We start from the raw sequence: 11,255 nt of genomic DNA, 5'->3' as shown, positions 1-11,255 counted from the left end.
GCGCCGAACGACTTCTCGATGACCACGTTGCGGCCCTTGGGGCCGAGGGTCACCTTGACCGCGTTGGCCAGGGTGTTGACGCCGCGCAGCATGCGGTCGCGCGCGTCGGAGGCGAAATAGACGTCTTTGGCAGCCATTGCTGTCTCTCTTTCCTAGATGCTGGGGATGCGGGGCGCGCGGCCGTCAGGCGGCCTTGGCCGCCCTTTCGGGCTCGAGCACGCCCAGGATGTCGCTTTCCTTCATGATCAGCAGGTCTTCGCCGTTCAGCTTGACCTCGGTGCCCGACCACTTGCCGAACAGGATGCGGTCGCCGGACTTCACGTCGAGCGGCTGGATCTTGCCGGTCTCGTCGCGCGCGCCGGGGCCGGCGGCGATCACTTCGCCTTCCTGCGGCTTTTCCTTCGCGGTGTCCGGGATGATGATCCCGCCCCGGGTCTTCTCTTCTTCCTCGACGCGCCGGACGAGGACGCGATCTCCCAGAGGACGAAACGCCATGATGCTTTTTCTCCGTTCGAGACGGTTGGATTCAAGGTGACGTCGGCGGCTCGCGGACCGAGCTGTTAGCAGTCGAAGCCCTCGAGTGCCAACGATGGTGGGCAGGTAATAAATAGCGTCGGAAGAGTCAAGTCCGCAGCTGCCAGACGGGAACCGGAACGCCGCGAAGGACGTTGCACGAAGGAACCTTGGCCGTGCGTCCGCCGTTCCCTACCTTGGGTAGGGGAACGTAGGGGTGCGACATGGCCTTTCAAGCCTATCTGCAATCGGTCATCCGCGAAGGCGACCTCACGGTGCGCCTGCCGGGCGGACGCGAGATCGTGCTGGGCGACGGCTCGGGGCCGCCGGTGGTGGTGCGGATCGCCACCGCTCGCTGGCTGGCGCGGATCGCCGCCAATCCGTCGATGGGCGTGGGTGAAGCCTACATGGACGGCGGCCTCGTCCTCGAGCGTGGGACCATCCACGATCTCGCAGACCTGATCGGACGCAACGCCAAGCACCGGCCCCTGAAGCAGGCGGGCGCGCTCTCGCGATGGTGGCTGGACCGGCGGCTGATGGCCAACGCCCGACGCGCCGCCCGGCGCAACGTCGCCCACCATTATGACCTCTCGGTCGATTTCTATCGCCGCTTCCTCGACCCCGACATGCAGTACTCATGCGCCTACTTCCCGCGCCCGGGGGTGAGCCTGGAGGAGGCCCAGGCGGCCAAGAAGCGGCACCTCGCCGCCAAGCTGCTGCTCGCTCCCGGCCAGAAGGTGCTCGACATCGGCTGCGGCTGGGGCGGGCTCGCGCTCAGCTTGGTGCGCGCCGCCGAGGTGCAGGTGGACGGGGTCACGCTCTCCACCGAGCAGCTCGCGACCGCCACCTCGCGCGCCGAGGCCGCGGGCCTGGCAAGCCGCGCCCGCTTCTCGCTCACCGACTATCGCGACGTGCAGGGCCGCTACGACCGCATCGTCTCGGTCGGCATGTTCGAGCACGTCGGCCGGCCCAACTACCAGACCTATTTCGACCAGGTGGCCAGGCTGCTGACCGACGACGGCGTGGCGGTGGTGCATTCGATCGGCCGCGCCGACGGGCCGAGCTTCACCCAGCCGTGGATCGCCAAGTACATCTTCCCCGGCGGCTACATCCCCTCGCTCTCCGAGGTGCTGCCGCGCGTCGAGCAGGCGGGCCTCGTGGTCACCGACATCGAGATCCTGCGGCTGCACTACGCCGAGACGCTGAAGGCGTGGCGCGAGCGCTTCGCCGCCCACCGCGAAGAGATCGCCGCGTTCTACGACGAGCGGTTCTGCCGCATGTGGGAGTTCTACCTCTCGCTCAGCGAGATCGCGTTCCGCTATCGCGGCCACTTCGTCTTCCAGATGCAGCTCGCCAAGAAGGTCGACGCGGCGCCGATCACCCGCGACTACATCGCACGAGCCGAGGCCCGCCTCGCCGAGCCCGTCCGCCAGGTGGCCCTGCCGGTCGCGGCCCGCGCCGCGCGCGGCGAGCGCCCGGCCAGAAGCCTCGACGAGGAAGCCGCCCGGGGACGCAGCCGCTCATCGGACGCCGCTGCGCAGGGATCGTCGCCGCCCTGACCTCTCCGGCCCGCCTCTGACGGTCGCGAGGGATTGGCCCTTGTTCGCGGGGCCAACGTCTGTTTGAAGAGACGCGGGACACGCTGGAGACCCGATGTGATGCGACGCGCCCTTGCGCTGGCCGGCCTTATGGCCATCACCGCCGCCACGGCGGCGGCGGCCGACACCTGGAAGAAGTACGCCGACGGCGAGAACGGGACCGAGTGGTCCTACAATTCCGACTACAGCTACAAGGACAAGGACACCGGCCGGGTCGTGGTCATGAAGGCGATCTCGAAGCCCTCGGCCAACATCGCGCCGAACGGGCCGGGCGCGGGCGTCGGCTTCGTCGAGGCGATCGACTGCGACAAGGGCACGACCATCGTGATGGGCTCCTACAAGCCCTCCTCCGACCTCGCCATCAATCCGCAGTGGCGTCAGGCTACGCCGAAGAAGGCCGAGCCGGAACTGGTCTCCGCGGTGTGCCCGAGCGCCCGCAAGCTGCCGGTGAAGTGAGGCCGGTTTTCCGCAGCCTCCGATCCGCCTAGTCTGGGCGCGTCCGATCCGGAGGCGCCCATGCTCGATCATGTCAGCCTGAAAGTCGCCGATTACGCCCGCGCGCAGGCCTTCTACGACGCCACGCTGCAGCCGCTCGGCTTCAGCCGCCAGATGGGCGACGGCGCGCATTACGCCGGCTACGGCGTGCCGAACCGCCCGTTCTTCTGGATCGGCGAGGGCGCGGGCGGAGCCTCGGCGCACGTCGCCTTTTCGGCCGACGATCAGGCCGCGGTGAAAGCCTTCCACCAGGCGGCGCTCGCCGCCGGCGGCAAGGACAACGGCGGCCCCGGCCTGCGGCCGGAGTACCATCCCGGCTACTACGCCGCCTTCGTCTTCGATCCGGACGGCAACAACATCGAGGCGGTCTGCCACACCGGCGGCTGAAGATGTCCAAAGCTTAACTGGCGCCCGCAGGTCCCGCTTCCTATCTGGGCCGGCATGGGATCGTGGCTGAAATTCCTTCCGGCTCTGGTCGCGCTCGCCGGCGCGGTCGCGATCGTGGTGCTGGGCGTCGCGCCGCCGCTCTACACCTGACCGGCGGCCCTGGAAGCGGCCCCTGCCGTCCGACCGCATGCTGCGCGCCGGATTCAAACACCCGTTTGACTTGCCCCGAACAGTGCGCCAATGCTTGCCTAGGGACCGGCCGAAGGCTTGGCCGGCGCACTGAACCTCGGGAGCGACCCAGATGACCATGACCGCCGACCGGCCGGAGACCCGCTCGGGCTTCGGACTCAACCCGCAGGACGAGGTCAACGACCTGCGCATGTCCGACAAGGCCCTGCCGCTGCTCAACAAGGTCAAGGTCTTCATCAAGGAGGTCGCTGAACCGACGGCCGAGGAGTTCCATCGTCTGGGCGAAGGCCGGCCGGATCCCTGGCAGTATGCGCCCGGCCAGCTCGAGGTGCTGGATGCGGCCAAGGAGAAGGCCAAGAAGGCCGGCCTGTGGAACTTCTTCCTGCCCAACGCCGAAACCGGCGAGGGACTCTCCAACCTCGATTACGCCTACATCGCCGTCGAGCTCGGCAAGGTGCGGCTGGCCTCCGAGATCATGAACTGCGCGGCCCCCGACACCGGCAACATGGAGGTGCTGGAGCGGGTCGGCACGCCGGCGCAGAAGGAGAAGTGGCTGAAGCCGCTGCTCGAAGGGAAGATCCGCTCGGCCTACTGCATGACCGAGCTCAACACCGCCTCCTCTGACGCCAAGAACATCGACACCCGCGCCACGCTGGTCGGCGACGAGTACGTGATCAACGGCGAGAAGCACTACATCTCCGGGGCCGGCGATCCGCGCTGCAAGGTGATGATCACCATGGTCAAGACGGACCCGGACGCGCCGCCGCACCTGCAGCAGTCGCAGATCCTGGTGCCGCTCGACACTCCCGGCGTGAAGCTGATCGAGGGCCAGCAGGTGTTCGGCGATCCCGACGCGCCGCACGGCCACATGCACATCATCTTCGACAACGCCCGGGTGCCGAAGGAGAACATGCTGCTGGGCGAGGGCCGCGGCTTCGAGATCAGCCAGCTGCGCCTGGGTCCGGGCCGCATCCACCACTGCATGCGCGCCATCGGCTCGGCCGAGAAGGCGCTCGACCTGATGGTCACCCGCGGCATGAGCCGGGTGGCGTTCGGCAAGCCGATCATCCAGCTGGGCGGCAACCTGGAGATCGTCTCGCGCGCGCGGATCGAGATCGAGGCCATGCGGCTGATGGTGCTGAAGGCGGCCAAGGCGATGGACGTGCTCGGCAACCGCGAGGCGCGGATCTGGATCCACATGGTCAAGGCCATGGTGCCCGAGCGGGTCTGCAAGATCATCGACCAGGCGATCCAGATGCACGGCGCGCTGGGCGTCTCGCAGCACACCCCGCTCGCCCGGATGTACGCCAGCACGCGGACCCTGCGCATCGCCGACGGCCCCGACGAGGTCCACCACATGGTGGTCGGCCGCAACGAGCTGCAGCAGCTTCGCGACGTCGCCGACTCCTCCCTCGCGGCGGTGTTCCGGAACTAGGCGCGCCTGGCCGCGAAGCCTGCGAAGGCGCGGGCGACGGCCTCGTAGACCGGCCGCTTGAACGGCACGATCAGCGCCGGGGCCTCCTCGAGGTAGCCCCAGCGCCAGGCCTCGAACTCGGGCTCGCCGTGCGCGGCGAGGTCGAAGTCGGAGTCCTCGCCGTCGAAGCGGAAGGCGAACCAGGCCTGCTTCTGGCCCTTCCAGCCGCGCGCGATCTTGGCCCCGCTCGCCTCGGGCGGGAAATCGTAGGTGAGCCAGCCGTCGGTGCGGCCGAGGTAGGTGACGCGCCGCGCGCCGGTCTCCTCGGCGAGCTCGCGGCGAGCGGCCGCCTCCAGGTCCTCGCCGGCGTCGACGCCGCCCTGCGGGAACTGCCAGCACCACGGTCCGGGGGTCTTGGCGCGCTTGCCGAGCCAGACGAGCCCGTCCGCGTGGAACAGCACCACGCCGACGTTCGGCCGGTACTGCGCCAGCGCCATCTAGCGGCGCGTCGCCAGCGCCGAGGCCGGCGCCAGCTGGAAGCCCCTGTCGTTCAGGCCGGAGGCCCAGCGCGCGACCTTCTCGAGGGTGATCGGATAGGCGAAGCCGGCGCCCAGCGCCTGGCCGCGCTGCATCGCCCCGGCCTCCAGCGCCAGCAGCTGCTGGTCGATGGCCGTTTGGTTCAAGGTGTCGTCGACCACGCGCTCGGCCGAGGCCCGCGGCAGGCCGCCGTAGGTCTTCAGCGCTGCGGCGCCGTCGTCGATGAAGCCCAGCCCCCGGCTCGCCGCGGCGCTCGCGAAGCTGGCATAGGCGGCGTCGTTGTTGAGGAACTTCGAGCCCAGGTAGTTGCTCAGGCCGAAGTAGCCGGTGGCGCGCGAGAGCACCCATTCCAGCTTCTTCACCATCTCGGGCGGCGAGGCGTCGGTCATCAGGGTGTAGGGGCCGGGGTCGTTGTCGGGATAATCCACCGGCTCCATCGGGGTTTCGAGCAGCACCTCGTGGCCGGCGGCGCGGGCCATGTCGATCCAGCCCTGCAGCCCTTCGGCGTAGGGGGCGAAGGAGAGCGTCACCTCGGGCGGCAGGGTCTCGATCGCCTGGCGCGTGGCGCGGGCGTTGAGGCCCAGCCCGCCGATCACGATGGCGATCTTCGGCCGGCCGTGGGCGGCGAACGGCCGGCGGTAGCCGTCGAACGGCGTGCGCCCATCCGGAGCGATGATGGGCAGCGGCCCGCCCGGGCCCGGCGCATAGAGCCCCGCGATCGGCGCGGGCGGCAGCGGCCCTGAGCCCGGCCGCGCGCCTACCGCGGCGCGCCAGGTGACGCCGGCCAGCGGACCGAACGGCCGCTCGGAGAGCCGCACCACGTCCTCGGTGACGCTCAAGGGCCCGCTCGCCGCGATCAGGCTCTCGCGCCAGCCCGGCGGGGCGCGCCGGAAAACCGCCGACAGCGGCATCTTCACGTAGGCGCCCTTCGGGCTCGGCAGCAGGGCGGCGACGCCGGCCAGCGCGGCCACGAACAGCAGCGCCGAGCCGACCAGGGCCACGTGGCGGCCGGCGATCAGCGCGCCCGGCCGGATCGCCCCGAAGCGGGGCGCGGTCAACCGGGGAATCGCAATCATCGCCACGCTGAGAGGCTCCTTCCGCCGGAGCCTCCGCCGATATGGTTAATGGAGCCTTTTCCGGCCGGGGCGGCGCACGCCTCAGTTGCGGATCATGGCGGTGAGCCGCCGGATGTCGCGGGGGTCGGCTTCGGCCGGCCAGGCGAGGTCGCTTCGCCACTTGACCCGGCGGCACATCGGGCAGGGCCAAGCCACGCGGGCCGCGATCGCGCCCACCGGCGTGGCGTATCCGCCGGCCCTGAGCTCGTGCAGCCGCGCGATCAGCCGCTCGGGATCGTAGCCCTTGGCCCAGCCGCAGAGCGCGCAGGTGAGCACGATCCGGCAGAGCGGATAGCGGCGATGGTCGCCGAGCACGGCGGTCGCGCTGTCGCCGGGGACCGGGCGGAAGGCGGGCGTGCGGCGGCGTGACGGCGGGGCCATTCCGGCATCATATGTTCTATGTTTGTTCCAGGAAAGCGCCGCCTGGGCCAGATCCCACGGAAACGCCCGCCGGAGGGTGTCCGGCGGGCGCTTGGAAGGCCAGCGATGCGGCGCGAGCTCAGCTGAGCTCTTCGTTGATCAGCGCCACCTGGTAGAAGCCGTTGCCTTGCAGGGTGTTCATCACCGCCATGAAGTCGCCGTAGCGGACGCTCTTGTCGGCGCGGATATAGACCCGCTGCTGAAGGGGCGGCGTGGCCGGATCGTTCTGCGCGAGCTTGCGCGTGAGATCGGGGATCAGGTTGTCCAGGCTGGTGGACTGGTCGCCGATAAACATGGCGCCGCCCTGCTGCAGGTTGATCAGCACCGGTTCCTTCACCTTGGTGCCGGGCGGCGGCGGGATGGCCGGCGGCAGGTCGAGCTTGATCGACACCGTGGCCGCGGGGATCGCCACCATGAAGATGATGAGGAGCACCAGCATCACGTCGACAAACGGCGTGACGTTGATGTCGCTGTTCTGGCCGAGGTCGAAGCGTCCGCCGCCCTGACCGCCCAGCTTTGCAGCCATATTGCGTGTTCCTTCCCTGGGCGGCGTCTTCCGCGCCCTAAGCTTCAAGTCGCCAGACCTTTGGCAAGCCGGTTTCGGAAAGTAAAGCCCGAAGCGCGTCGCGGGCGCGCGCCGGCGTCCGGGGCGCGCCCAAGGTCGCGAGGGCGCCCAGCAACCGAGACCTGCGTTCGCGCGGCGCCTTGAAATCAGGGGTTCCGCCCGGTCGCCCGCCGATCTAGGGAGCGGCCATGAGCGCCTACGCCTTCGACGCCTACGTGACCGCGGCCCTGTTCGATCGCGCCGGCCGCGCGGCCTTTGCGCTGGGCGACGGCACGGTGCGTTTCGAGGCGGGCGAGACGCAGCAGGCGCACGAGGGCGCGGTGCTCGCCGCGGCGGTTCATCCCTCCGGCCAGGGCCTGGTCACCGGCGGCGATGACGGCCGCCTGGCCTGGGCCGAGCCGGCCGGGCTGCAGGAGCTCGCAAGCCTGCCCGGCCGCTGGATCGAGGCGGTGGCCGCCTCGGGGGAGTCGGGGCTGATCGCCTTCGCCGCCGGGCGCGACCTGCAGGTGCGCGACGCCGCCGATCCGAAGTTCCAGCGCGCCTTCGCTCATGAGAGGTCGGTCGCCGGCGTGGCCTTCGATCCCAAGGGCCGGCGGATCGCCGCGGCCACCTACGGCGGCGTCGCCCTGTGGTACGCCCGCATCGAGGCCCAGAAGCCCAGCATCCTGAAGTGGGCCGGCAGCCACGTGGCCTGCGCCTTCTCGCCCGACGGCAAGTTCGTTGTCTCGGCCATGCAGGACAACCAGCTGCACGGCTGGCGGGTGGCCGACGAGAAGAACATGCGGATGGGCGGCTACCCGGCCAAGGTGAAGAGCCTCGTCTTCCTCGCCAAGGGCGACATGCTGGCCACCTCCGGCGCCAACGGGGTGGTGATCTGGCCGTTCGCAGGTTCGACGGGGCCGATGGGCAAGCAGGCCGCGGAGGTGGGGTTCGACGAGGCCGCCCTGGTGGTCCGCGTGGCCGCCGCGCCGGCCCTGGGCTGGGTGAGCGCGGGCCTCGACGACGGCCGCGTCTGGGCCTGCGACCTGGCCGGCCAGAAGATCATTCCGCTCAAGGCCGAGAAGGGCTCGCCGATCTCGGCGCTCGCCATGCGCGCCGACGCGGGGCGCGTCGCCTGGGGCGACGAGGACGGAAACGCCGGCGTGGCCGAGGTCGCGCCTTAGCCGCCGGGCGCGAACCGCGATCGCTGGCTGATCACGCAACTGCGATTGCCGAGCGCCGGTCGCCGGGCGTATCGGAATCTCATCCGGGCGGCGCGTCCGCCCGTTCGCAATCGGAAGCGCCCGCGCGGCGCTTCGGGGGAAACGCCGATGAAGCTCTACTTCGATCCGATCTCCACCACCTCGCGTCCGGTGCTGCTGTTCCTGGCGGAACATCCCGCCGTACAGGTCGAGCGCCAGGTGGTCAGCCTGTTCGCCGGCGAGCACCAGGCGCCGGCCTACGCCGCCGTCAATCCGAACCAGGCGGTGCCGACCCTGGTCGACGACGACTTCGTGCTCACGGAGTGCTCGGCGATCCTCAAGCACCTGGCCGAGGACGCCGGCCCCGCCTATCCGAAGGCGCCGCGCGCCCGCGCCCGGGTCAACCAGCTGATGGATTGGTTCAACACCGGCCTGCTGCGCGACTTCGGCTACAACCTGGTCTATCCGCAGGTCCTGCCCGACCAGGGGTTCGATAATCCCGCCACCCAGGCCGACGTGCTGGCCCGCGGCGCGGCGCGCGCGCAGAAGTGGCTCGCCATCCTCGATCAGCACCTGCTCGGCCAGGCCGGCTATCTCTGCGGCGACGAGCCCACCATCGCCGACTTCATGGGCGCGTCCTACGTCACCCTGGCCGACTGGATCGGCTATGATCTCAGTCCCTATCCCAACGTCACCCGCTGGCTGGCCGCGGTCCGCGCCCGGCCGTCGTGGGAGGCGGTCCATGGTCCCTGGGATGCGCTGACGGCGCAGCTGCGCCAGCCCGCAGCCCAGCCGGCCTGAGAGGAGACGCCGCTATGCCTGCTCGCCTGCACCACATGGCCTTCCGCTGCCGCGACTCGGAGGAGACCCGCGCCTTCTACGAGGAGGTGATCGGCCTGCCGCTCGCCGCCGTGCTGCCGATCGAAGAGACCAAGACGGGGCGCAAGACCCACGTCATGCACACCTTCTTCGAGCTCAGGGACGGCTCGTTCGTGGCCTTCTTCGAGGCGCCGGACCAGCCGTTCGTGTTCAAGGCCCAGCACGACTTCGACCTGCATATGGCCCTGGAGTCCGACGCCGAGGAGGTCGAGCGGGTCACCGCGGCGGCGAAGGCGCGCGGCGTCGAGATCCGGGGGCCGGTGGACCACGGCTTCATCCGCTCCAGCTATTTCCGCGACCCGAACGGCTATGTGGTCGAGCTCGCGGTGAAGCTGCCGGCGCAGGCGGAGATGATGGCCGACCATGGCAAGGCGCGCGCGGCGCTCGACGCCTGGCGGGAGGCGCGGAACGCTCAGCCCGCGCTCGCCTGAAGGTCCTCGAAACCGAGGAGTTCGCCCCACAGCTCGAACGGGTCGCGGCTGGCCCTGAGCCTGTTGATCGGGTGCTCGGGGTCGCGGTAGCCCATGGCCATGCCTGAGAACAGCATGTGGTCGGCCGGCATGCCGAGGAACTTCGCCACCGTCCCGGGATAGCGCGCCCAGTACTCCTGCGGGCACGTGTCGAGCCCGCGCTCGAGCGCCAGCAGCATGACGTTCTGCATGTACATGCCGAGGTCCGCCCACTGCGGCGGGCCGAGATTGCGGTCGAGACAGAAGAAGATCCCCACCGGGGCGCCGAAGAACTCGCCGTTCTTGGCGAGCTGGCGGAGCCTCGCCGGTTTGTCCTCGCGCGGGATGCCGATGGTGGCGTAGAGGTCCTCGCCGTTCTGCCAGCGGCGGGTGCGGAACGGCTCCCACAAGTTGGCCGGATAGACGTCGTACTCCGGTGTCTCGCCGAACGGGTTGGCTTTGACGATCGCCTTGAAGTCGCTGAGCGGCTGGCCGCTCAGCGCATAGACGCGCCAGGGCTGCAGGTTCCCGCCGGAGGGCGCTCGGGCGGCGCGGACCAGGATGTCCTTCAGCGTCTCGCCCGCCACCGGTTTGTCCAGGAAGGCGCGGATGGTGACCCGCGCCTCGACCGCCTCGCTCACGTTCATGTCCCGGCAACCATCTTGGCCTTCAGCTTCCGCCCACCTATCGGCCTGTCCCGGGGGAAGGCAAACGTGAGTCGCAAGCCCAGCGCCCGCCCTGGTCTCTTCGGACGGCTGGTCCGCCGGACGCTGCTGCTCGGCCTGGTGGTCCTGATCGTGGGGCCGATCGCGGCAGTGGCGGTCTACCGCTATGTCCCGCCGCCGATCACCTGGCTGATGGTCGAGCGCGCCTTCGAGGGCCGCGGGTTCGATCGCCGCTGGGTCCCGCTTTCGAAGATCTCGCCGCAGCTGGTGCGCGCGGTCATCGCTTCGGAGGACTCCGGGTTCTGCCATCACCACGGCTTCGACTTCGCGGCCATCGAGAAGGCGCTGCACCACAATGCGGTCTCCGAGCGCCTGCGCGGCGGCTCGACCATCTCCCAGCAGACGGCGAAGAACATCTTCCTGTGGCCGCACCGCGACTGGCCGCGCAAGGGCCTCGAGGCCTGGTTCACGGTGCTGATCGAGACGATCTGGGGCAAGCCGCGGATCATGGAGGTGTACCTGAACTCCATCGAGTGGGGCCCGGGCGTCTACGGCGCGGAGGCGGCCGCTCAGCACGACTTCCACACCTCGGCCGCCCGGCTGGCGCCCGCCCAGGCGGCGCGGCTCGCGGCGATCATCCCTGACCCGCTGGCCTGGCGCGCCGCCCGGCCCGGCCCTTATGTGCGCCGCCGCTCGGGGACCATCGTGGCCCGCGCCGGCGTGGTGCGGCGCGACGATCTGGACGCCTGCGTCTATCCTTGAGGAAGCCCGGAACAGATTTGCCCCCGGTCCGGGGGGAGGACCGGGGGGCGCCAATTGGCGGATCTGGCGGCCGACTGGAGTTGGGC

Annotated in this window: 15 protein-coding genes; 8 read left to right on the top strand and 7 right to left on the bottom strand. The window is 70.0% G+C overall.

Annotated elements, in window-relative coordinates; genetic code table 11:
* Positions 1-137, bottom strand: a 137-nt coding sequence (locus tag Q0W60_RS11120) for a hypothetical protein (protein ID WP_297695546.1), incomplete at its 3' end; no start/stop codon positions are given.
* Between the two features lie 46 nt (positions 138-183).
* The gene (gene groES, locus Q0W60_RS11115) at positions 184-495 is read right to left on the bottom strand and encodes a co-chaperone GroES (RefSeq protein ID WP_297695542.1); all 312 of its coding nucleotides are present in this window, start codon (positions 493-495) and stop codon (positions 184-186) included.
* Between the two features lie 242 nt (positions 496-737).
* Here groES and Q0W60_RS11110 point away from each other — a divergent pair, with 242 nt between their 5' ends.
* The 4 genes from Q0W60_RS11110 (at position 738) to Q0W60_RS11095 (ending at position 4,617) form a co-directional block, all read left to right on the top strand.
* Complete coding sequence (locus tag Q0W60_RS11110) at positions 738-2,072, top strand: cyclopropane-fatty-acyl-phospholipid synthase family protein (protein ID WP_297695540.1); 1,335 nt, start codon at positions 738-740, stop codon at positions 2,070-2,072.
* A 99-nt stretch (positions 2,073-2,171) separates the two neighbouring features.
* The gene (locus tag Q0W60_RS11105; RefSeq protein ID WP_297695538.1) at positions 2,172-2,567 is read left to right on the top strand and encodes a hypothetical protein; all 396 of its coding nucleotides are present in this window, start codon (positions 2,172-2,174) and stop codon (positions 2,565-2,567) included.
* 60 nt (positions 2,568-2,627) lie between these two features.
* Positions 2,628-2,993, top strand: coding sequence for a VOC family protein (locus Q0W60_RS11100; RefSeq protein WP_297695536.1), 366 nt, complete (start codon positions 2,628-2,630; stop codon positions 2,991-2,993).
* Between the two features lie 301 nt (positions 2,994-3,294).
* The gene (locus Q0W60_RS11095; RefSeq protein ID WP_297695534.1) at positions 3,295-4,617 is read left to right on the top strand and encodes an acyl-CoA dehydrogenase family protein; all 1,323 of its coding nucleotides are present in this window, start codon (positions 3,295-3,297) and stop codon (positions 4,615-4,617) included.
* Here Q0W60_RS11095 and Q0W60_RS11090 read toward each other — a convergent pair.
* The 4 genes from Q0W60_RS11090 to Q0W60_RS11075 all read right to left on the bottom strand — a co-directional run bounded on the left by Q0W60_RS11090 (position 4,614) and on the right by Q0W60_RS11075 (position 7,194).
* Positions 4,614-5,093 (bottom strand): RNA pyrophosphohydrolase, encoded by a 480-nt coding sequence (locus Q0W60_RS11090; RefSeq protein ID WP_297695532.1) that lies wholly within the window; start codon positions 5,091-5,093, stop codon positions 4,614-4,616. The genes Q0W60_RS11095 and Q0W60_RS11090 overlap by 4 nt on opposite strands.
* Entirely contained in the window at positions 5,094-6,209 is a 1,116-nt protein-coding gene (locus Q0W60_RS11085; RefSeq protein WP_297695545.1) for a divergent polysaccharide deacetylase family protein, read from the bottom strand.
* 81 nt (positions 6,210-6,290) lie between these two features.
* Positions 6,291-6,629, bottom strand: coding sequence for a hypothetical protein (locus tag Q0W60_RS11080; protein ID WP_297695530.1), 339 nt, complete (start codon positions 6,627-6,629; stop codon positions 6,291-6,293).
* A 118-nt stretch (positions 6,630-6,747) separates the two neighbouring features.
* Positions 6,748-7,194 (bottom strand): biopolymer transporter ExbD, encoded by a 447-nt coding sequence (locus tag Q0W60_RS11075; protein ID WP_297695528.1) that lies wholly within the window; start codon positions 7,192-7,194, stop codon positions 6,748-6,750.
* 227 nt (positions 7,195-7,421) lie between these two features.
* Here Q0W60_RS11075 and Q0W60_RS11070 point away from each other — a divergent pair, with 227 nt between their 5' ends.
* The 3 genes from Q0W60_RS11070 (at position 7,422) to Q0W60_RS11060 (ending at position 9,724) form a co-directional block, all read left to right on the top strand.
* Positions 7,422-8,396 (top strand): WD40 repeat domain-containing protein, encoded by a 975-nt coding sequence (locus Q0W60_RS11070; RefSeq protein ID WP_297695526.1) that lies wholly within the window; start codon positions 7,422-7,424, stop codon positions 8,394-8,396.
* Positions 8,397-8,543: 147 nt separating this feature from the next.
* A complete protein-coding gene (locus Q0W60_RS11065; RefSeq protein WP_297695524.1) occupies positions 8,544-9,215 on the top strand; it encodes a glutathione S-transferase family protein in 672 nt (223 codons plus the stop codon).
* A 14-nt stretch (positions 9,216-9,229) separates the two neighbouring features.
* Positions 9,230-9,724 (top strand): VOC family protein, encoded by a 495-nt coding sequence (locus Q0W60_RS11060; protein WP_297695522.1) that lies wholly within the window; start codon positions 9,230-9,232, stop codon positions 9,722-9,724.
* On the opposite strand, the gene Q0W60_RS11055 is transcribed toward Q0W60_RS11060, so the two are convergent.
* The gene (locus Q0W60_RS11055; protein ID WP_297695520.1) at positions 9,706-10,389 is read right to left on the bottom strand and encodes a nitroreductase; all 684 of its coding nucleotides are present in this window, start codon (positions 10,387-10,389) and stop codon (positions 9,706-9,708) included. The genes Q0W60_RS11060 and Q0W60_RS11055 overlap by 19 nt on opposite strands.
* 66 nt (positions 10,390-10,455) lie before the next feature.
* Here Q0W60_RS11055 and mtgA point away from each other — a divergent pair, with 66 nt between their 5' ends.
* A complete protein-coding gene (mtgA, locus tag Q0W60_RS11050; RefSeq protein ID WP_297695518.1) occupies positions 10,456-11,169 on the top strand; it encodes a monofunctional biosynthetic peptidoglycan transglycosylase in 714 nt (237 codons plus the stop codon).
* Positions 11,170-11,255 lie beyond the last annotated feature (86 nt).

It is taken from the genome of Phenylobacterium sp., assembly GCF_025934275.1.
Taxonomy (GTDB): Bacteria; Pseudomonadota; Alphaproteobacteria; order Caulobacterales; family Caulobacteraceae; genus Phenylobacterium.
Note: the sequence above shows the minus strand (reverse complement) of the source record. Positions and strands in the feature narration are given on the sequence as shown.